Source organism: Ruminiclostridium papyrosolvens DSM 2782, assembly GCF_029318685.1.
Lineage (GTDB): Bacteria > Bacillota > Clostridia > Acetivibrionales > DSM-1351 > Ruminiclostridium > Ruminiclostridium papyrosolvens.
Genome location: NZ_CP119677.1, coordinates 2,298,491 through 2,318,811, shown reverse-complemented (window position 1 = coordinate 2,318,811; position 20,321 = coordinate 2,298,491). Strand labels below are relative to the sequence as shown.

Annotated in this window: 21 protein-coding genes and 1 tRNA gene; 3 read left to right on the top strand and 19 right to left on the bottom strand. The window is 37.3% G+C overall.

The genetic code is table 11. From position 1 onward, the window contains the following. Nucleotides 1-98 precede the first annotated feature (98 nt). The 4 genes from P0092_RS10760 to P0092_RS10745 form a co-directional block, all read right to left on the bottom strand. Nucleotides 99-512, bottom strand: coding sequence for a nucleoside deaminase (locus P0092_RS10760; RefSeq protein WP_004619593.1), 414 nt, complete (start codon nucleotides 510-512; stop codon nucleotides 99-101). A 299-nt stretch (nucleotides 513-811) separates the two neighbouring features. Continuing rightward, nucleotides 812-1,393, bottom strand: a complete 582-nt coding sequence (locus P0092_RS10755; protein ID WP_276187197.1) for a hypothetical protein — start codon at nucleotides 1,391-1,393, stop codon at nucleotides 812-814. A gap of 245 nt (nucleotides 1,394-1,638) precedes the next feature. Then, nucleotides 1,639-2,790, bottom strand: a complete 1,152-nt coding sequence (locus tag P0092_RS10750) for an aldo/keto reductase (protein ID WP_004619595.1) — start codon at nucleotides 2,788-2,790, stop codon at nucleotides 1,639-1,641. Between the two features lie 184 nt (nucleotides 2,791-2,974). Then, nucleotides 2,975-3,169, bottom strand: a complete 195-nt coding sequence (locus P0092_RS10745) for a hypothetical protein (protein WP_131451627.1) — start codon at nucleotides 3,167-3,169, stop codon at nucleotides 2,975-2,977. A gap of 235 nt (nucleotides 3,170-3,404) precedes the next feature. On the opposite strand from P0092_RS10745, the gene tnpA reads away from it, so the two are divergent. The 3 genes from tnpA (at nucleotide 3,405) to tnpC (ending at nucleotide 5,825) form a co-directional block, all read left to right on the top strand. After that, nucleotides 3,405-3,767 (top strand): IS66 family insertion sequence element accessory protein TnpA, encoded by a 363-nt coding sequence (tnpA, locus tag P0092_RS10740; RefSeq protein ID WP_004619598.1) that lies wholly within the window; start codon nucleotides 3,405-3,407, stop codon nucleotides 3,765-3,767. Continuing rightward, the gene (gene tnpB, locus P0092_RS10735) at nucleotides 3,760-4,116 is read left to right on the top strand and encodes an IS66 family insertion sequence element accessory protein TnpB (RefSeq protein ID WP_004619599.1); all 357 of its coding nucleotides are present in this window, start codon (nucleotides 3,760-3,762) and stop codon (nucleotides 4,114-4,116) included. Before tnpA ends, tnpB begins: the two co-directional genes overlap by 8 nt. A 95-nt stretch (nucleotides 4,117-4,211) precedes the next feature. Beyond that, nucleotides 4,212-5,825 carry an IS66 family transposase gene (gene tnpC / locus P0092_RS10730; protein ID WP_004619600.1) on the top strand — a complete coding sequence of 538 codons (1,614 nt, stop codon included), beginning with the start codon at nucleotides 4,212-4,214 and terminating at the stop codon, nucleotides 5,823-5,825. Between the two features lie 207 nt (nucleotides 5,826-6,032). Here the strand turns inward: tnpC and P0092_RS10725 are convergent, their stop codons facing one another. The 15 genes from P0092_RS10725 to P0092_RS10655 all read right to left on the bottom strand — a co-directional run bounded on the left by P0092_RS10725 (nucleotide 6,033) and on the right by P0092_RS10655 (nucleotide 20,321). Further along, the gene (locus P0092_RS10725) at nucleotides 6,033-6,296 is read right to left on the bottom strand and encodes a hypothetical protein (RefSeq protein WP_004619601.1); all 264 of its coding nucleotides are present in this window, start codon (nucleotides 6,294-6,296) and stop codon (nucleotides 6,033-6,035) included. 85 nt (nucleotides 6,297-6,381) lie between these two features. Then, nucleotides 6,382-6,457: transfer RNA gene (locus P0092_RS10720), tRNA-Ala, on the bottom strand. Between the two features lie 78 nt (nucleotides 6,458-6,535). Continuing rightward, nucleotides 6,536-7,171, bottom strand: a complete 636-nt coding sequence (locus P0092_RS10715) for a thiamine diphosphokinase (RefSeq protein ID WP_004619602.1) — start codon at nucleotides 7,169-7,171, stop codon at nucleotides 6,536-6,538. A gap of 22 nt (nucleotides 7,172-7,193) precedes the next feature. Beyond that, complete coding sequence (gene rpe, locus P0092_RS10710; RefSeq protein WP_004619603.1) at nucleotides 7,194-7,862, bottom strand: ribulose-phosphate 3-epimerase; 669 nt, start codon at nucleotides 7,860-7,862, stop codon at nucleotides 7,194-7,196. After that, on the bottom strand, nucleotides 7,859-8,776 hold the full coding sequence (gene rsgA, locus P0092_RS10705; protein WP_004619604.1) for a ribosome small subunit-dependent GTPase A: 918 nt from the start codon (nucleotides 8,774-8,776) through the stop codon (nucleotides 7,859-7,861). Before rsgA ends, rpe begins: the two co-directional genes overlap by 4 nt. A 15-nt stretch (nucleotides 8,777-8,791) precedes the next feature. Next, the gene (gene pknB / locus P0092_RS10700; protein WP_004619605.1) at nucleotides 8,792-10,672 is read right to left on the bottom strand and encodes a Stk1 family PASTA domain-containing Ser/Thr kinase; all 1,881 of its coding nucleotides are present in this window, start codon (nucleotides 10,670-10,672) and stop codon (nucleotides 8,792-8,794) included. Nucleotides 10,673-10,685: 13 nt separating this feature from the next. Beyond that, nucleotides 10,686-11,420, bottom strand: a complete 735-nt coding sequence (locus P0092_RS10695; protein ID WP_276187227.1) for a Stp1/IreP family PP2C-type Ser/Thr phosphatase — start codon at nucleotides 11,418-11,420, stop codon at nucleotides 10,686-10,688. Nucleotides 11,421-11,436: 16 nt separating this feature from the next. Continuing rightward, nucleotides 11,437-12,486 (bottom strand): dual-specificity RNA methyltransferase RlmN, encoded by a 1,050-nt coding sequence (gene rlmN, locus P0092_RS10690; protein ID WP_004619607.1) that lies wholly within the window; start codon nucleotides 12,484-12,486, stop codon nucleotides 11,437-11,439. A gap of 10 nt (nucleotides 12,487-12,496) precedes the next feature. Then, a complete protein-coding gene (gene rsmB / locus P0092_RS10685) occupies nucleotides 12,497-13,846 on the bottom strand; it encodes a 16S rRNA (cytosine(967)-C(5))-methyltransferase RsmB (protein ID WP_040758902.1) in 1,350 nt (449 codons plus the stop codon). Between the two features lie 53 nt (nucleotides 13,847-13,899). After that, the gene (locus P0092_RS10680; protein ID WP_004619609.1) at nucleotides 13,900-14,598 is read right to left on the bottom strand and encodes a zinc metallopeptidase; all 699 of its coding nucleotides are present in this window, start codon (nucleotides 14,596-14,598) and stop codon (nucleotides 13,900-13,902) included. A 38-nt stretch (nucleotides 14,599-14,636) separates the two neighbouring features. After that, nucleotides 14,637-15,383, bottom strand: a complete 747-nt coding sequence (locus tag P0092_RS10675) for a DUF116 domain-containing protein (protein ID WP_040758865.1) — start codon at nucleotides 15,381-15,383, stop codon at nucleotides 14,637-14,639. Continuing rightward, a complete protein-coding gene (gene fmt, locus P0092_RS10670; RefSeq protein WP_004619611.1) occupies nucleotides 15,373-16,311 on the bottom strand; it encodes a methionyl-tRNA formyltransferase in 939 nt (312 codons plus the stop codon). The genes P0092_RS10675 and fmt overlap by 11 nt, the downstream gene beginning before the upstream one ends. Before the next feature lie 40 nt (nucleotides 16,312-16,351). Continuing rightward, the gene (def, locus tag P0092_RS10665; RefSeq protein ID WP_004619612.1) at nucleotides 16,352-16,831 is read right to left on the bottom strand and encodes a peptide deformylase; all 480 of its coding nucleotides are present in this window, start codon (nucleotides 16,829-16,831) and stop codon (nucleotides 16,352-16,354) included. A 31-nt stretch (nucleotides 16,832-16,862) separates the two neighbouring features. Beyond that, nucleotides 16,863-19,319 (bottom strand): primosomal protein N', encoded by a 2,457-nt coding sequence (gene priA / locus P0092_RS10660; RefSeq protein ID WP_004619613.1) that lies wholly within the window; start codon nucleotides 19,317-19,319, stop codon nucleotides 16,863-16,865. A gap of 45 nt (nucleotides 19,320-19,364) precedes the next feature. Further along, on the bottom strand, nucleotides 19,365-20,321 hold the full coding sequence (locus P0092_RS10655; protein WP_004619614.1) for a polyprenyl synthetase family protein: 957 nt from the start codon (nucleotides 20,319-20,321) through the stop codon (nucleotides 19,365-19,367).

The following is a 20,321-nucleotide window of genomic DNA, read 5'->3' as shown; positions in this document are numbered from 1 at the left end:
ACAGGTATGAAAAAACCGGCAAGTTCAGGATACTGAATTTGCGGTATTAGAATGACAACTGATATATAAAAAATGTGTTATTCAGATAGATAATATATTTATTCAAAGTAATCTTTTATTTCATCAATTAAAAAATCTTCAACTAGTGCTACATCTTTTATATACTTACCTGATAGTAAAACATCACTACACTTTATAAATGACCAATTAATCTCTTTTCCTCTATGATCAGCATTGTTAGCATATACCACACCTTCAAATCCAGCCCAGATTATAGCTGCAGCGCATAAAGGACATGGCTCAAATGTTGAATAAAGCCAATACCCTTTAGGTAAAACATCTACTTTTAGTCGCTTACAGGCACTTCTTATAGCATTTATTTCTGCATGTGCCGTAGGATCATGGTCATCTCGAACTGTCGTTTTCCCTTTTGAAACTATATTACCTTCAGCATCTATAACCGCAGCAAAAATTGAATCCTTTGTCCATTGGTCTTTTATTAATTCTTTCATAATATCCTCGCTTGGATGTTTTATACTGGAATTAAGATTTATCTCAATCACTCCCCTTTTTATTATTTAAAAGCAATGCATTACAGGTAATAATATATCTGACATGTTTCTAAGTCAAGTTTCAACCACTACCGCACTATTCAGTTTTCAAGGAGTACTTGGTGCACAAAAATACCGCAATTTAATTGCTGAATAATGCGGTGCTGATTTATGCTATATTCAGTTGTTTGTTAAGATTTCTAGTTCATTAGCGTAAGTTAAATCATGGAATATAAAGAATGCCCGCTAACCGAAATTCATTATTTTACGAATCTACTTATTGTTTCATCGCTCCAAACTTGAACTTCAATATAACGCTCTGGTCCATATCTGCCATCAGCGTTCCATTCCTGCGGTAGGCCGTATTTATTAATTAGTTTTAGAATGTCTTTATACAAATAAAGTTGTTTCCTATATTCTTTACGATCATTTACACGAGGGCTAAACGTTGGGTGCATATCTCCATAAGTAAAAGAAAGCGTTGATAAATCAAATTCATTGATTGGAATTTTAATATAAGCAGGATTTTCGAACCAACTACATAACCATGGGCAAGCTTCTACAACCATATAATGCGGAGCTTTTCTCAATATTTTCCCGTCCTTTTCTGCAAATAATCTCCGAGCCATATCTTCATACCCCAAGCGTGTTTCTATATAACTTTCATGTCTGGCAGATGCCAGTGCATTTGGGCGTTCACGTTTTATTTTCAATAGTAATTCTTTGGCATCCTCAACTGTCAAATCAGATAAATTCTTAAAAGCACCATCGCTTTTATCATAATAATGATACAAATACATATTAGTACCCCACCTAAAATAAATAATCTGTCCTTTGTTCAAAACATATAACTACTCGCCTAATAAAAAACTATTACATCTATACTATATTTGGTATTGACTTGAGTCAAGAAAATCTTTATATAACATGTACCGCACTTTTAACTTTTCAAAGATCAATTTACTTAGTTCTAAATATGTTCAAACTGCTCTCTAAAATGGGTTGTAAAAAACCGCATTTTCATTTACTGAATATGCGGTAGTAGAATGATTTTGATATATAAATACTGTAATTTTATAAATGCAACCTAGGAATTCTTGCCTAAAAGCCTTTCAGCCTCTGCCATATTTTTGATAATTGGTACACTAAAAGGGCAGCGGCTCTCGCAGTTACCACAGCCAATGCAATCACTTCCAATGTGAGTTAAGCTTAAATAGTGAGAGTGAATGGATGGAGGTATATTGATTTGATCTAAGCGAGCAATGTCTAAGTACTTGTTTACTGTTGCAATGTCAATCCCTACTGGGCAAGGCTGACAGTGGCCGCAATAAACACAGTTTCCTTTAAAATCATTGCGCATCGTTCCAAGAATCTCAGCATAATCTTTCTCTGAATCGTCAAGTTCAAAATACCGCATAGAATTTAACACCTCACTGGATGTCCGGCAGCCAAGTAATACGCTTGCAACTGCCGGTCTTGACAATGCATAATTAACACATTGAGGCACTGTAAGCGGCATTGTAAACGGTGTGTGTTCAGGTGAAATCAATTTACCCCCACCCAGCGCTTTCATCACTGTAATTCCAATCTGTTTTTGTGTGCAAAGTTTATATAGTTCCGCTCGCTTGGGGTCAATTCCTCGAAACAGTTCCGGAGCAAAGCCATTTTGAAAATGATTAAAAATATATTCTTCAGAGGGAAGCATATCAAATGCAGGGTTTATGCTAAACATTAGCATTTCTGGAATTCCTGTATTTATTACTTTAATCGCCGTGTCCGGATTATGTGAACTAAATCCTATATGACCAATGTAGCCTTGCTTTTTCAGGTGTTCTACATATTTAATAAAATCTGTTTCAAATACATTTTTATAATCTTCATCAGAGTCAATGAAAAACATCATTCCTAAATCTATGTAGCCGCCAAATATACGCAAAATATCGTCAAAGTATCGCCGTACTGTAGGCATATCTCGGCTTATATCATACTGTTGCCTAATATCTGTAGAACCTATGTGTCCTTGTATCACAACTCTTTTACGTCTATCTCCTAAAGCTCTAGCAATGTTTTCTCGAATTTCTTTCCCAGGCATAAACACATCAAGAATATTTACACCATTTTCAAGAGCAACATTAATTGTTTCTTCAACCTGCGAGTACGGCTTACCGTCAAGATTTTCGCATCCTAGGCCGATCACGCTGACTTGTAGACCAGTTTTGCCAAGTTCTCTAAATTCCACTTAAATATCTCCTCCTTTTTTATATAATTAATGGAATATTATCTAAATGCACTTCAGTTCGCAATATGATATGATACTAATCAAAATCATGTATTTAGAAATAATACTACAGCTGGCATGTTTATATGTCAAGTTTCAATCACTACGGAAATAGTTAGTTCTCAAAGATGACTAATGTCAAGACTTAAAACACTTGTATATCTATAACACCTTTTCTTTTTGCTGCAATAAATCTAACTTTCATTTCTAATATTATTGATGTAGTATTATTTCTGTTTCCCTTATAAATATCTTCAAAATCTTCAACTTTGATAAAATTCATTCCCTTCATTCTTACTTGACTTATTTTACGAATCATTTTTTTCATCAGTACTATCACTCATCTACCACAATCTAAGTCCTAATATAGCTATTGTATATAAAGCTACTACCAGAATGCGTACAACGATTGTCATGTAATCTTTAAACGCTATAAATGTAAGTGGTAAACCATGAGTACCTCGACTGAAGGCATCTGCCATGTGATAATTACTCCTGAATAGTTTTAGTTGCAACTTTAAATACTTTTAGGAGTTTTTAAAGCAAACTTGTTGAAGTTTCAAGGAGAATTCATTATGGATGCACAAAAATCAACTCATAAGTACCGACTTTCTCAGTGGGCTCCCATTATCCATGCATGCCGCACTAGCGGAATGTCTGTAAAGGCATGGTGTCAAGAAAACAGCATTAACGAAAAACAGTTTTTTTACTGGCAACGTAGAGTTCGTGAAGAAATCAGTTCATTTTCTTCTGAATTACCGGTAGCCAAACAGAATACAGCTTTTATTCCACTTAAAGTGTTGGACAGCAAAACGTGTACCGATAAATATTTTAGTCCTGATATGGTTCTATGTATTGGCAGCTCTCGCCTTGAACTTTCAAATCAAACATCACCGGAGTTGCTTGCCAATATATTAAAGGTGCTGGGACATGTTTAATGATGCAGCCGGTTTTGATCAAATATACATTGCTTGCGGATATACCGACCTTCGCTGCGGAATTGATGGCCTTGCAGCCATTGTCCAAAATGAATTTAAGCTTAATCCATTTCAAAACACTCTATTTCTCTTTTGCGGGAGAAAAACAAATCGCATAAAGGCTATTTTGTGGGAGGGAGATGGATTTGTTCTTCTGTATAAACGTCTGGAAAGCGGACGGTTTCAATGGCCTCGTAGTGAAAAGGAAGCAAGATGTATCACATCCAAGCAATTCAGATGGCTTACTGAAGGATTATCTATTGATCAGTCAAAAGCAGTGAAGAAATCGTTTCCCAAGCATATTTTGTAGTGGATAAAAGCAGGAATTTGTGAGGATTATCCACAGATTTCAGCAATTCCCTTTTTGCACTGTTCATGGTGTTTTTTGTATAGTATGATAGTTCTATGGATAAAAAATACTGTGTAAATGAATTAACTAAATACAGCAAAGCAGACATAATCAATATGTTCATCTCCTTACAGAGTGATAAGGAAAAACAGGATACAAAGATGCAGGAACTGAATCAGAAGATGGATCTGCTTTTTGAACAGTTAAGTGTATCAAAACAACACCGGTTTGGACGTTCCTCCGAAAAAATGAAGTTTGAAGATCAAATGGAGCTCTATTTTAACGAAGCTGAAGTTTTAGCTGCTGAAAAAGTTCCTGAACCAGAGCTGGAGGAAGTATGCCCCAAAGCCTATAAACGGAAGAAACACAAAGGAAAGCGTGAAGAAGATCTAAAGAACATTCCTGTTACAATCATAGAGCATACACTATCTGAAGAGCAGCTTAGATCAACATTTGGTGAAAAATGGCGCCGTCTTCCTGATGAGGTATACAAAAGGCTGGCTCTTCACCCTGTCCAATTCGAAGTAGAAGAACATCATGTGGCGGTTTATTGCGGAAATGACAACCAAACCATCGTTAAGGCAAGTCGGCCAACCGACTTGCTTCGAAACAGTATTGTCACTCCTTCACTGGAGGCAGCCATCCTAAACTCGAAGTACATCAATGCACTTCCATTAAACAGGATTGAACAGGAATTTGCCAGAAACGATGTAATGATTTCAAGACAAGTAATGGCAAACTGGACTATCCTTTGTGGAGAGAGGTATTTATCACTTTTATATGACCGTTTGCATCAGGAACTATATAAATGCAAGGTATCACAAGCGGATGAAACCCCTGTGATTGTATCCAAAGATGGTAGAGCGACAGGATCAAAAAGTTACATGTGGGTATACCGTACAGGAAAGCTGTATAATGCTCCGCCAATTATACTTTATGATTACCAGCGAACCAGAAACAGCAGCCATCCAAAGGATTTTTTAAAGAAATACCAGGGTGTATTGGTAACGGATGGCTACCAAGTATATCATCAATTAGAAAAAGAAGAATCCGGTATAACGATAGCGGGCTGTTGGAGTCATGCCAGACGACGATATGCTGATGTGGTTAAAACCATGGACAAAGAAGCTGCAAAAAGTACACTTGCATATGCTGCATTGAGGCAAATTGCCATGATCTACAAAATCGACAATGATCTGATAGAACTTACACCGGAAGATCGGGTCGTACAACGGCAGCTACTTGTAAAGCCACAAGTGGAGGCTTTCTTCGCATGGATAAAAAACCATAAACAAGAAGTGGCATCACAGTCAGAAACGGGCAAAGGCTTTACCTATTGTATCAATCAGGAAAAATATCTAAAAACCTTCCTTACGAATGGGGATGTACCACTAGACAACAATGCAACGGAATCTGCAATTCGCGGGTTTTGTATAGGGAAAAACAACTGGCATATGATAGATACCATCGAAGGAGCAAAATCCAGCGCAATTATTTACAGTATTGCAGAAACGGCAAAGGCCAATAATCTTAAGCCATATGAGTATTTTAAATACCTACTGAAGGAAATACCCCAGCATATGGATGACAAAGACTTAACTTTTTTAGATAAACTGCTTCCATGGTCAGATCAACTGCCGGAACAATGCAGAAAGCAAACTAAGCAGTAAATTCAGCCGCCTATATGGCGGTTTTTTTGATAACTGTACTCATGGTTTACCGCTTACCTATAAATAATATGAATTCTATAATTCCGAAGAAAAAAGCTTCTATACAAAATATTAAAACTGCGCACGTAATGAGGATATGAAAAAACCGCAAATTCAATAACTGAATGTGCGGTAATAATATGATTCTCGAAATATAAAGATCATAAGTTAATTTGATTTGTTAATCCATTGCATAAATAAAACAGTGGAAAGCATTAAAGACAGTATTATTATGGACACTCCAATAACTATCGGGAAGTATGTACAACTAGTCATTAATTCTTGTGATGTTGTCCATCCAGATGCACCCTTAGGTCTTGATACACTTATGGCTATGTCACGTCCTTTAAAAAAGCCGATAAATGTAACTAAACAACCACTTAGAAACAAAATAACTATTAGTATAACAGCTTTAATCTTTTTTTGAATCATATCTTCGTCCTCCCTAATTACTTTAACATATTACAATCATTATTGAAATAAAAAACCACAAGGTTTAGGCCTTGTAGTTTTTTATTGGTGGAGCATAGGGGACTTGAACCCCTGACCCCCACACTGCCAGTGTGATGCGCTCCCAACTGCGCTAATGCCCCACATTTATTACTTGTTCAATCCAATATTAACATGATTTTTTACTGTTGGCAACCAAATTTTTCCGAGAAATTGACATATCAATCTCTGGACAGACATGCAAGTAAAATTCCACTATCAATACTGACAAAAGCTACTTCTTCCTCAAATTCATTACTAATTCCCCAGGAAGTTCCCAAAACCATAGTTGCATTGACTAGCGGATACTTTAACCCCCTTGTACTTACACCTGTGACTTTCTCCGTTATGGGAATTAAAGAAAGCTTTCTGCCCTCTTTTTTACTAATGCTGAAATTTGAATCGAACATATATAATTCGTTATGTTCATCTGCAATAGAACCCCTAAGTCCAATATCCAGCATTTTTTTCAGAAGCATAATGTTAGCAAAGGAATGGTCAATTCTTGTTCCCAAGGCTCCTAAAAAGACAACCTCTGTAGCTCCCAACTCCAATATCTTTTCAATAGCAAGTTCTGAATCAGTCATGTCCTTTTCAACCGGAAACTTCGATACATTTATGCCTTTTCTTAAATAATAATCCAAATCCTGTGAATTGGCAGAATCAAAGTCACCTATGAGAATATCAGGATTAATTCCCATTTTCCTCAGGTGACCCGCTCCTCCATCTACAGAAATAATATAATCTGATTCTTGTATGTACTTTTTAATTAAGTCATAATCACTAATTGAACCATTACAAACACAAACAGCCTTCATTTTATCTCTCCGCCATATGAAATTACAATGCACTCCTGTTGTAGGAATTCAGTTTTAAGCCTCTAATAGCTTCACCAACGTCATCTTGTTTAAACACGGCAGAACCTGCAACAATTACATTAGCTCCTGCCTTTGTTACAATATTTATGTTGTTGGCATCAATTCCGCCATCTACTTCAATATCAGCTACAAGAGTATTTCTTATCATCATATTTTTTAAGTCTGAAATCTTTTTTGTAGATTGGGGCAGATAGGATTGGCCTCCGAAGCCAGGATTAACAGTCATAATAAGTACCATATCCACGTCCTGCAATACAAAATCCAGTACAGTCAGCGGTGTTGCCGGATTCAGAGCTACTCCCGCTTTCTTTCCACAGTTTTTTATTAATTGAATTGTTCTGTTAAGATGTTTTGTAGCTTCAGCATGTACAGTTATGATATCAGCACCGGCCTGTGCAAACTGCTCAATATATTCATCAGGGTTTGATATCATCAGATGAACATCAAAAGTTTTTTGTGTGTATTTACGTAAACATTTAACAACTCCCGGCCCGATTGTTATATTTGGCACAAAATGACCATCCATAACATCGATATGAATAATATCCGCACCGTTTTTATCTATTTTTTCAATTTCACTGCCCAGACATGAAAAGTCGGCTGATAAAATTGAGGGTGCAATTTTAATCATTTTATCACTCTCCTAGATTCGGTCTTTTTTCCTTTATATTTTGGAATATCTTTTAAGGCTTTATATAATTGTATATATCTTTGATATCTGTTGTTATCAATTTCGCTGTGTTCAAGTGCTTCAATAATCCTGCATCCAGGTTCTGTTATATGACTGCAGGAGTTAAACCTGCAGGTATTAATGTAAGGCCGGAACTCGGGATAATAACTTTCCAGTTCATTATACGGGATATCTGTAATCTCAAAAGAACTAAACCCGGGGGTATCCGCAACATAACCACCGTATTTAAGTTCAAGAAGTTCCGCATGCCGTGTAGTATGCTTTCCACGTTCTATTTTGTTGCTCACACTTCCCGTTTCCATAACCCATGAATCCATAATATGATTTAAAATGGTTGATTTTCCTACCCCCGATTGACCTGCAAAAACAGTGATGTGTTCTTTTAGTTCTTCCTTTAAGAGCTTGTATCCGACATTACGGACAGAACTTATTTCTACGACTTCATAGCCGGCCAATGAATATGCGTTTCTGATAGTTTTAGCAGTACCATCATCAAGGTCAATCTTATTAATGCATATTATAACTCTGATTTTTTTCATTTCTGAGGTAATTAGCAGCTTGTCCAGCAACATATAATCAGGGTTTGGCGCTTTTGCAGCTACAACAATTGCTATTTGGTCAACGTTGGCAATTGCCGGGCGTACAAGTTCTGACATGCGTGGAAGTATTTCATCAACGTTTCCAAGCTTTTTAGCTTCGTCAATAATGCTAAAGCCTACCCTATCACCCGGAAGGGGGGTAACAGAATTCTTCCTGAATACCCCTCTGGGTTTGCACTCATAAATATTCTCTGTATCTTCTTGCTTTACGTAGTAAAAACCACCAATTCCCTTAAGTATTATACCAAGCGGCAAAATGAACCTCCTATTTTACTTTCCATCAGGGTTTGTTTTATTATCTCCGTCTCCGGAGCCGTTATCAGGCTGCTGCGTACCTGAAGTATCCTGACCTCCGGATGTATTTCCTTTACCGCCTTTACCATTACCTTTTGTATCTCCACCAGTATTACCGCTGGTCTGAGTATCTGATGGTTGGCTCTGGCTTGAACTTGGAGGCGCCTGTTGTTCCTGAGGTGTAAGCCAGATTGTTACCGTTTCACCCGGAGCGACTTCAGAGTATGCTTCAGGAGCTTGTCTATTAACGATTCCATTAGTAGTGCCTGCCGGAAGTACACTTCCAAGAGATAATTTTGCATCTTTAAGTAGTTTTAGAGCAACACTTTCCGTTTTGCCAACAAGATTCGGAACTTTTACTAATTTAACTTCCACACCCTTACTAACAAAAATTGTCACTACCGTATCATCTTTAATCTCTTCATTAGCTTTTGGCTCTGTACGGATTACATAATCTGCCTTAACACTCTCATTAAATTCTTCTTCAATTTTATATTTTATATCCTGACTTTCAAGTTGACTTTGAGCATCTCTATAATCTTTATTTATAACATCAGGCACTTTTTTACTCTTAGGGCCATTACTGATGGAAAGCTCAAGATTTGTAAAACTACCGTTTCTGTACTCTGCTCCCGGTTCGACACTCTGATTGAATATTATACCTTTCTCTACTGCATCATTATCCTGCCAGTTCTCGGTATAATTGATTCCTCTTTTAACTAAATCATCCTTTATTTCTTCAAATCTCTTATTACGATAATCGGGCATAGTATTAACTTTATTATCAGGCGTACCTTTTGTCAACAAACTTATAGTTATAAACAGTAATAATCCTATAACAAGCACACTGGCAATACCGGCCAGCCAATAAGTTGTATTGTTTTTCTTTTTTTGTTTTTCGGATTCATACTTTTTATTACTTACATTAGTCGGCTTTGTACTTACTCTTACAGTACTGTCAATATCGTCAGAATTTACAGTTCTCATTCTGATTGTTGACTGACTTGAAACTGAATTATGACCTATAAACCCGCCTTGAGGCTGTACCAGAACAGTGTTTAAATCGCTTAGCATTTCCGTAGCTGATTGATAACGCACATTTTGTTCTTTTTGAATAGCTTTCATAATTATTTCATTTACACCATAAGGTAAGCTGGGAACTAGCTTGTGAGGCTCTAACGGAGTCTCCTGAATATGCTTCAATGCCACCGCTACAGGCGAATCTCCATCAAAAGGAACCTTGCCTGTAACCATTTCATATAGGGCTATTCCCAAGGAATATAAATCAGATTTTTCATCAATAAATCCGCCTCTTGCCTGCTCTGGGGAAAAATAATGTACTGAACCGATTGTACTTCCAACCATAGTAATTGTAGAAGAGGTTACTGCACGTGCTATTCCAAAATCCGTGACTTTTGCAATACCTTCTTTTGTCAACAGGATATTGTGCGGTTTGATGTCTCTATGTACAATGTTATTCTTATGCGCATGTTCAATTGCAGAGCAAATTTGAATGGTTATTTTAACTGCATCATTCCAGTTTAACGCACCATGCTTGTTTAAATAATCTTTTAAAGTCATACCATCGACATATTCCATAACAATGTAATGGATATCATCTTGATGTCCCACGTCATAAATCGATACAACATTGGGGTGTGAAAGGCTTGCAACCGCCTGAGCTTCTATTTTGAACCGTTTTACAAACTCATCATCGTTTGTAAATTCTGTTCGCAACACCTTAACAGCCACAAATCTGTTTAAAAGTGTACATTTTGCTTTATATACGACAGCCATTCCGCCGCCGCCTATTTTTTCCAGTAATAGATACCTGTTTCCTAAAATTTGACCTTCCATACTTCACCTCATTTTATATTTTCCCAATGATTACGGTTACGTTGTCTTCCCCGCCTTTATTATTCGCATTTTGGATTAAAGTATCACAAGCATCCTGAGGATCCTTATTATTAATAATTATGTCCAAAATATCATCTTCTGCCATCATGTTGCTAAGACCATCAGTGCATAAAAGTATAACATCATTTTCTTCAACGTCTATTTCGTATGTATCAACCTGCAAGTCAGGTTCATATCCTACAGCGCGGGTAATGAGATTTTTCTTAGGATGGTTTATCGCTTCATCCTTTGTTATTGAGCCATTTTTAAGCATTTCCTCTATAAATGAATGATCCCAGGTTACTTTCTCGATAGTTTTATTTCTAATCAGGTAAACTCTGCTGTCACCAACATGTCCAATATAGAGTTTCCTGTTTTTAAGTACAGTTATAATAAGTGTAGTCCCCATACCCTGAGTAGAAATGTCAAGCAGCGAAAATTTGTATATTTCTTCATTAACAGTAGTTATTATTTTCTTTAGTAGCTCAGGAATATCTTCTGTAGACCAATCAGATTTCAGAAGGTAATTGCAGACCGAGTCAACTGCCTGTTTACTGGCGACTTCACCACACTGGTGGCCGCCCATTCCGTCAGCTATGACGAAACAAACCGGGATTCCCGGATAACCTACCAAAACATTACAATTATCTTCATTTAGCTGTCTTTTCAATCCCCTATCAGTTTTAATACCATACTTCAAACAAATCACTCCTGAAATAAACACTTTAAGATTCATAAAGTAAATTGGCACTACTGTCAATTTTATTCTTTCTAAGCTGTCCGCAGGCAGCATTTATATCGCTGCCAAGTTCCCTCCTAACGGTAGTTTCAATACCTTTAGACTCCAAAATGTTTTTAAATTTATCTATGTGAATTCTTGAGCTTTTTTTATAACCATTACCTGTAACGGTATTTACCGGAATCAAATTTACATGGCAAAGCATTCCTTTTAATAGTCCCGCCAGCTCTCTGGCATCCTGCTCAGAATCATTTTCTCCTGAAATCATTGCATATTCAAATGTTATCCTTCTTTTTGTACTCTCTGTATATATCTTACATGCTGAAATTAATTTGTCAATACAATAAGCCTTATTAACAGGCATCATAGCCGACCTCTTGTCATCCCTTGCACTATGTAGGGAAACAGATAGAGTTATGGGGATATTCTCCTGTGCAAGCTGTAACATTCTAGGGACTACGCCGCAGGTAGAAAGGGAAATATTGCGCATTCCTATCATCAATCCGTCCGGATGATTCACTATCTTTAGAAACTTAATTACATTTTCGTAATTATCCAGCGGTTCCCCTATTCCCATCAAAACTATATGACCAATTCTGTTACCGGAGTCCTCTTGCATAGTCATTACCTGATCAAGCATTTCACCCGGAGTCAAATTTCTTGAAAACTCTGCTCCTGTAGATGCGCAAAACTTGCATCCCATCCTGCACCCTGCCTGAGAAGAGATACAGGCTGTAAAGCCATGCTTGTACTCCATAATAACACTTTCAATAATATTTCCGTCTTCCAGCTCAAATAAATATTTGACGGTTGAATCAATTTGTGATTGAAGCTTATCAGCTATTTTAATCCTGCTTATTTTTGTTACTTTTACTAATTCATCTCTTAATTGCTTTGAGATATTAGTCATATCATCAAAAGATCTTATTCCACTGTTTGTCCATTTAAAAATCTGCTTTGCTCTGAATTTCTGCTGCCCCATCTCCGACAGCATCTGTTCAAGTTCCTCCAAAGTCATATCCATTAAATTAATCATTATAGGTAATTTATTTCTCCCTTTTTATTTTACTTATAAAAAATCCATCTGTCTGATTTATATTCGGATATAATTGAATATATCCTTCTTCTGAACTGGAAATATCCAGAGCAGAAGGCATAAGTTCCCGAAAGCCTGACAACTTAAAACCAGCATTCTTTGCAAGAAAATCCTGTACAATTTCGAGATTTTCTTGGGGCTGTATTGTACATGTACTGTAAATTAAGTATCCTCCAACTTTCAAATACCTCGCAGCAATATTAAGTATCTTCTGCTGGAGATCGGTAATCTCTTTTAACTCATTCTCTGTCCTTGAGTACTTGATATCCGGTTTTTTTCTGATTATGCCCAGTCCCGAACAAGGTGCATCTATCAAAACTCTGTCAGCTTTTCCTATGAGGTTTTCATCAATATCACATGCATCATGTATTTCCGTTTTAATAATATCTATCCCTAACCTTCTGCATGACTGCTCTATAAGATTGAGCTTATGCTCATAAATATCTCTTGCCAAAACTGTTCCATTATTATTCATAATCTGTGCAATATGTGTTGCTTTTCCACCGGGAGCACTGCATACGTCAATTACCGTTTCACCCTCTTTGGGGTCAAGGATTTTTCCAGCCAGCATTGAACTCTCATCCTGAACCTGAAAATACCCTTTTTTAAAGGTTTCTAGGTTTGATATTGATGATGGATTTTTCAATATGACCGCTTCCTCAATATACCTTCCCGGTTCCGCATTTATTCCTTCTTTATGTAACAAATCCAACAGAGTTTGCCTGTCTGTCTTCAAAGTATTTGTCCTGATAATGAAATCCGGCACCTGATTATTACTTTTTAACAGTTCCTCTGTAAACTCTTTCCCATATAATTCTATCCATTTTTGCACCATCCAAACGGGATGTGAGTAAAAAATACTTAGATAGCTTGCAATATCACTTTTATCAGGATAAGGAATGTTATCTATATTTTTTGAAATATTTCTAAGTACTGCATTAACAAATCTGCTGGAAGCCTGATGCCCATACCTTTTTGCAAGCTCAACTGCCGTGTTGCAGGCTGCCGAAACAGGTATTCTGTCAGTATGAAGCAGCTGATATACGCCAAGTCTTAAAACATTTTTAATCCATGGTGACAGCTTTTTAAGCTTAACACTGGAGTACTTTCCTATAATATAATCTATTTGCAAAAGCCATTTTACCGTACCATAGACCAGTTCTGTTGCAAATGACCTGTCAATCTCTCTGAGCTTATCATTATCAAGATGCCTGTTAACAGAAATATTTGAATATGCTTGATTTTCAGTAATATCGTACAAAATCTTTAATGCTGTCTCTCTTGCTAAATCTACTGCCACATTAACCTCCATGAGCCAAATACCGTCTTTTATTAATTTGATTTCTTTTACCACTAATCCCTGTTTCTTCGTTCATTTGCAAGCAGCAGTAAACGTAGAAAGCTGGCAATTGCAACTAATGCCGACGCTACATAAGTCATCGCTGCCGCATTTAAAACCTTTTTTGCAGACGTAAGTTCTTCCGTCATAAGTATTCCGGTGCTGCCCAACACTGATAATGCCCTTTTACTGGCGTTGAACTCTACCGGCAGTGTTACAAGGTAAAACAATATCGCTGCAAAAAACAAAAGCAGTCCGATATTAATTATTATCGGCCAGCCCAGAAATAATCCCAATATTGCAATGTACGGACCTGCTGAAGAACCAATCCCTGCTGCCGGAACCAAGGTACTTCGTAAAACAAGAGGCCCGTATTTTACTTTGTGTTGTATTGCATGTCCTGTTTCATGTGCAGCAACACCTATAGCGGCTACTGAAGTACTTCCATAGGTGGATTCAGATAACCTGAGTACTTTCTTTCTGGGGTCATAATGGTCTGTAAGCTGACCACCTACATGAGTAACTTCAACATCCTGTATACCGTTTACCTGAAGCAGATAACGAGCAACTTCTGCTCCCGTCATATGTTTAGAATTACCAATTTTGCTATATTTATGAAAAGTGCTTTTAACCTGTATCTGAGCAATCATTGATATAATCAGTGCCGGAACAACCAGTATCAAGTAATATTTATCCATATATAAAAAGCCCATAATACTGTCCTCCTGTATATAATGGCATCTATACTGCATTAAACGGTAAGCTGTTTTATTTTATTGATGATACCTTCTACATCTACATCTGTATTAATACACGGTCCGTTTGGCTGTTTGTTAATAATACCAATTACCGGAATACCCTTAATATCTGAAATACCGCTCATTAAATCCCTTTCGCATGCCACAGATATAATAATCCCCGGTTTTGTTTTTTTTACTATATTCCTTGCTACTGTGCCCCCTGTAGCAACAAACAGATTTAGTCCATTATCCTTTGCATATTTTAGGAGTACTCCGATTTTGCATTTACCACATTGGCGACAAAGCTCAGGGTCGGAAGTCACCTTTAGTCCACACTGGCTGTTCTGAAGACAGTGTGGCAACAGAATCATTATATCTCTGGCATCATACTTTTTATTATAGGATTCCACCACAATATTATTTAATTCAATATAGATATATCTTATACTCTTTTTTTCTTTGCTGTTTGATTTTGTAAATAAAACAGCAACAGGCATTAGAATCCTTAGTCCCAATTTTGTAAGTGTCAAAGTCAATCCTGACGCTTTTTTCATTTTGAATGTATGAAAAATAGCTCCACTCATTACAGCTAATGCACCAATACAGAATCCTACAGTTGTAATCAATACAACCAGTATGGCACTATATACATCAATGGAAGCATTTACGTAAGCGACTCCAAATACTATCAGCAGCGAAATAAAAACAGTCAATATAATAATTAATATACGTAAAAATGTCTTCACATTAGTTTCCAAGTTTCTCACCTATGCTAATTTTGTGTCCTCTCAAGTAATCGCTGACCTTCATCCTTTTAGAAGAATCAAATTGCAGCTCACTTATGATTATGTAGCCATCAGAGCATTTTATCAGTAATCCGCTCTCATCAACTCTTACAATCTCTCCGGGGCAATAATTTTGGTTATTCTCCAAATCTGAAAGGCAGGTTTTCCAAACCCTCATTTTACTTTCATTTAAAAAGGTGTACGCTCCCGGCCACGGGCTTGTTCCTCTTACCAGGTCGTGTACCTGTTGAGCAGTTTTATTCCAGTCAATAAGCCCTACTTCTTTTGTAATAATTGGGGCGTATGATGACAAGGAATCCTCCTGCTGCTTTCTTATAAGTGTTCCTTGTTTTAGTTCTGAAAGAGTTTCTTTCAATACTTGGGCTCCTAAAACAGCCATGGCATCATGTAATTCTCCCGCTGTCATATCTGAGCCTATTTCAAGCTCCTTTTTAAGTAACATATCTCCGGTATCAAGTCCTACATCAGTAAACATAGTAGTAATACCTGTCACCTTTTCACCGTTTATAATTGACCACTGAATAGGAGCTGCTCCCCTGTACGCAGGCAAAAGAGAGCCATGTACATTTATACATCCTAAGGTTGGTACATCCAGCATCTCCTTTGATATAATTTTCCCATAGGCGGCGGTAATCAGTAAATCCGGAGCCAAATTCCTGATTTGTTCAACAAACTCAGGTGTCTTTATTTTAGAAGGCTGGAGAACTGTAATACCGTGTTTCAACGCAAACTCCTTCACCGGAGGAGCTGCCAGTTTGTTGCCTCTACCCTTTGGCTTGTCAGGCTGAGTAACAACTGCAATGACTTCATATCCTTCATTTATAAGCATTTCAAGACTAGGCACTGCAAATTCAGGTGTACCCATAAAAATTATCTTCACTAATACTTCACTCTCCTAAATAACCGTGATATTTCATAGATTAATCTTTTTGCATTTCCTCAAATTCTTTTTCAGTGTACATCTTATATGCTTTATCTTTATATAAAATTCCGTCCAAATGATCTAATTCATGACATATGGCCCTGGCAAAAAACTCACTGGCTTCGATGGTTATATCCTCACCGTTTCTATCAGTATATTTTAGTGTGACATTCATGGGGCGCTTAACCTTTCCCAAAACCCCGAGGATACTCAGGCAACCTTCTATACCATCCTGTTCTCCGCTTTGCTCCAGAATAACAGGATTAATCATCTCATATAAACCGTCCCCAACATCAATAACAACCATCCTCTTGAGAACACCAATCTGGGGTGCTGCCAAACCTACACCGTCAGCTCTGTACATAGTATCCGCCATATCCTCTAAAAGAGATAGTATTTTTTTATCGATATTTTCAACCGGTCTGCTAATCTTTCTTAATACTTCTTCCCCATCTTTCCTTATTTGCCTGTAAGCCATATCCAACCTCCAATTATATATATCTTATCTATTATAGCATATTATAAGGATTTATATCTATGCTCATAGTCACATCTTTGTCCTTGTTATTTTTCCAAAACCTGTCGCCCATGGTTGATAGCCGTTCGATAAGCAAATCCGTATCCCTTTCCTTGACAACAAACCTCCAACGGTACTTGTTTGCAATCTTAGGTACCGGACATCTGGAAGGCCCCAGTACAAGAGTGTCTTCGGAACAGCCTTCGCACAGAAGAGGTTTCACGTTTTTTGCCGCCTCAAAAACACCTCTGTCGCGCTTGCCTGTAAAGGTAACTAATGCAATATTAGTAAACGGCGGATAGTCAAGTCTTTTACGAATCGTAATTTCCTGATTGTAAAATGACTTAAAATCGTGTTTACATGCTGCAATAATACTGTACTCATCAGTATTATACGTTTGAATGATTACACGACCTCCGATGTCTCCTCTTCCTGCTCTTCCAGCCACCTGTGTAAGAAGCTGAAAAGTCCTTTCAGAGGCTCTGTAATCACCGGTATTGAGCATACCGTCTGCTGCAAGTACTCCTACCAGAGTAACATTAGGAAAATCATGTCCTTTGGCTATCATCTGTGTACCTACCATGATATTTATATTTTCATTTTTAAACCGGTTAAGTATTTCCTCGTGTGCATTTTTGTAGCCTACGGTATCCATATCCATACGTATTACCGAAGTCTCAGGAATACGCTTAATAACTTCCTCTTCGATTTTCTGAGTACCTATACCAAAATATCTGATATTTTCACTTTTACAGGATGGGCATACCGAAGGATTCTGTACGGTAAATCCGCAATAGTGACAAATCAGTCTCTTACTTTTAGAATGATATGTCAATGCTATGCTGCACTCCGGACATTTCATAGTATAACCACAATTCCTGCAAATTACAAAAGTTGAAAATCCTCTTCTGTTAAGAAATAAAATACTCTGCTGATTATTCTCTTTATTTTTCAGAAGCTCTTCTACTAATCTGGAACTGAAAGGCGTCTTATTTCCATTTTCCAGCTCGACCCTCATATCCACAAGCTCAACTTTTGGCAGAACTGCTGTTCTGGGTCTGTTTTGCATTTCCAGAAGGTGAATTTTCTCTGTTTGCGCATTATAATATGTCTCAACAGAAGGTGTTGCAGACCCGTATACAAGCAGACAGTTATTTATTTCACATCTCTTGCGGGCGACATCCTTTGCATTATATCTAGGCAAAGATTCCGACTTATAGGAACCTTCATGCTCTTCGTCAATAACAATTAATCCTAGATTTTCCATAGGAGCAAATACCGCTGAACGTGCTCCTACTACCACATCTACTTTGCCGTCTCTTATAAGTTTCCACTGATCAAATCTTTCCCCAAGAGAGAGCTTTGAATGTATAACGGCAACCCTGTTACCGAATCTTGAAACAAATCTCTCTACCATCTGAGGTGTCAGTGAAATTTCAGGAACAAGCAAAATAGCCTTTTTCCCTAATAAAAAGCAGTGGGAAATAAGCTGAAGGTATACCTCTGTCTTTCCGCTTCCTGTAATGCCATGGAGCAATGTTTCCTGAAAATTTCTGCAGTCCAGCTGTTTCTTTAAAAAAGCCAGTGCATTTGCCTGATCCTCTGTGGGAGATAAAGGTTCTGTCTTTTCATAATACTTGTCTTTAAGAGGATTCCTTTTGATTTCAAGACTCTTGTAGCTTATGTACCCATGTTTGCTTAGAGTATCAAGTACGGAAGTTGTGACACCGGCAAACCTTTGGATATCGCTGACGGAAACTATTTCATTATCAAGAAGTATCTCAAGAACTCTTACATGTTGTATCCTCTTAATCCGATTGTTTTCAAGTTCATCCAAAATCTCAGAGGCCGGTCTTGCAAGGCTGACGGCTTTAACCGTCTTTGCATTAACCTTTTGCTCATAGCTTTCCTCCATGTAAACCGCCCTATCTTGGCACAGCTCCTCAACAGCTGATTTGAATCCTTTTATTGAGCAAAGACTTCTAAGCTCTTCGTACTCGCATTCCCCTCCGCAATCGGAAAGAACACTCAAAACCTTTTTTAACCCCGTTTTTTTGAATTCTTTTTGAAAATCATTATTAATCTTTATATTCTTAACTGTTTTTACACTTATCCCCGGAGGCAACATGCATTTAATAATGTCTGAGTATGTACAAATATACCTTCTTTTCATCCATTCCAGAAGCTGTATACTGTCATTTGTCAAAAGCGGGTACGGCTCAATTACTTCTTTTATTTCTTTATATACAATTGGCTTGTCACTCAATACCAAAGGGTTTGTATCCAAAACAAACCCTTCCCTTACCTGCTCTCCGTTTCCGAATGGAACAAGTACCCTGCAACCTTGAAAAACTTGTAGAGACAAGTATTCAGGTACACTATAAGTATATTTTTTATCAAAAGCCCTGGTTGTATTACTTAGCACCACTGATACAGTTGTAACTTTCATTATGTCGACTCCATATTACATATTCTAAAGAACCCCTATATTATATCAGATATGCAATTTATTTATCAAATCAGCAAAAATATCTCTTGCCTCGCTTTTGGGGAGCTTTTCTATCTCGCGGAAAGCCTTTTGTCTATATCTTTGTATGTAATTTTCTGTATATTCCATACCTCCTGAAGAATATATCTGAGAAATAATATCCTGAAGTTCTTCATTTGACTTCTCTTCTTTTCTCCAGTAGTTTTCAACCTTCTGGTATATTTCCTTATTATTTTTACAAGCATATATTCCCGGCAGAGTCAGTATGCCCTTGGAAAGGTCATTAAAGACAGGCTTTCCCCATTCAGAATCACCGCTTTTGTAGTCCCGGTAATCATCAATCATCTGGAACATAACTCCGTAGTAAAATCCAAGTTTTGAAAGGCTGTTTGTAATACTATGATTACATTTTGCACATAACGCACCCAAAGCACAGGAAGCCCCAAAAAGTACTGCTGTTTTTCTTGAAATCCTTTTCAGATATGATGGAACTGACAAGTTCATTACATACTTATCCCTGTATTGGTCTACTTCTCCTTCACAAATGGTCTTTACCGCCTTAGCTGCTATAGTAAGGTGTTTTGCAGGAACAATATCTGCAAGCATCAAAAGTGCTTTAGTGTACAAAAAATCTCCGCAGTAAATAGCCATATCTGTTCCGTATTTTTTGTATACTGTTTCCCTGTTTCGCCTGAATGGTGAGTAGTCCAGAACATCGTCGTGTACGAGAGTAGCAGTATGAAGCAATTCTATGGCACTTGCAAGCTTAATAAGCCTGTCCTGCCGTATTTTACCGAAATATGATGAAGCAATAACCATTGCAGGTCTGAGTCTCTTACCGCCTGCACCCACTGTATCGGCGATAGCCTTAACCAAAAGCTGGTTTTTTGAAGTAACATTTGTACGTAGATTTTCCTCAACTTTCTCAATATCATTGTTTAACCTTTGGTTTTCAAAAAACAT

Bases quoted from the DNA above. Each gene is read 5' to 3' on its own strand.
- P0092_RS10760 (WP_004619593.1), bottom strand. From the start codon at position 512: ATGAAAGAATTAATAAAAGACCAATGGACAAAGGATTCAATTTTTGCT.
- tnpA (WP_004619598.1), top strand. From the start codon at position 3,405: ATGGATGCACAAAAATCAACTCATAAGTACCGACTTTCTCAGTGGGCT.
- tnpB (WP_004619599.1), top strand. From the start codon at position 3,760: ATGTTTAATGATGCAGCCGGTTTTGATCAAATATACATTGCTTGCGGA.
- tnpC (WP_004619600.1), top strand. From the start codon at position 4,212: ATGGATAAAAAATACTGTGTAAATGAATTAACTAAATACAGCAAAGCA.
- P0092_RS10725 (WP_004619601.1), bottom strand. From the start codon at position 6,296: ATGATTCAAAAAAAGATTAAAGCTGTTATACTAATAGTTATTTTGTTT.
- P0092_RS10715 (WP_004619602.1), bottom strand. From the start codon at position 7,171: ATGAAGGCTGTTTGTGTTTGTAATGGTTCAATTAGTGATTATGACTTA.
- rpe (WP_004619603.1), bottom strand. From the start codon at position 7,862: ATGATTAAAATTGCACCCTCAATTTTATCAGCCGACTTTTCATGTCTG.
- pknB (WP_004619605.1), bottom strand. From the start codon at position 10,672: ATGGAAGGTCAAATTTTAGGAAACAGGTATCTATTACTGGAAAAAATA.
- rlmN (WP_004619607.1), bottom strand. From the start codon at position 12,486: ATGATTAATTTAATGGATATGACTTTGGAGGAACTTGAACAGATGCTG.
- P0092_RS10680 (WP_004619609.1), bottom strand. From the start codon at position 14,598: ATGGGCTTTTTATATATGGATAAATATTACTTGATACTGGTTGTTCCG.
- def (WP_004619612.1), bottom strand. From the start codon at position 16,831: ATGGCTTACAGGCAAATAAGGAAAGATGGGGAAGAAGTATTAAGAAAG.
- priA (WP_004619613.1), bottom strand. From the start codon at position 19,319: ATGAAAGTTACAACTGTATCAGTGGTGCTAAGTAATACAACCAGGGCT.
- P0092_RS10655 (WP_004619614.1), bottom strand. From the start codon at position 20,321: ATGTTTTTTGAAAACCAAAGGTTAAACAATGATATTGAGAAAGTTGAG.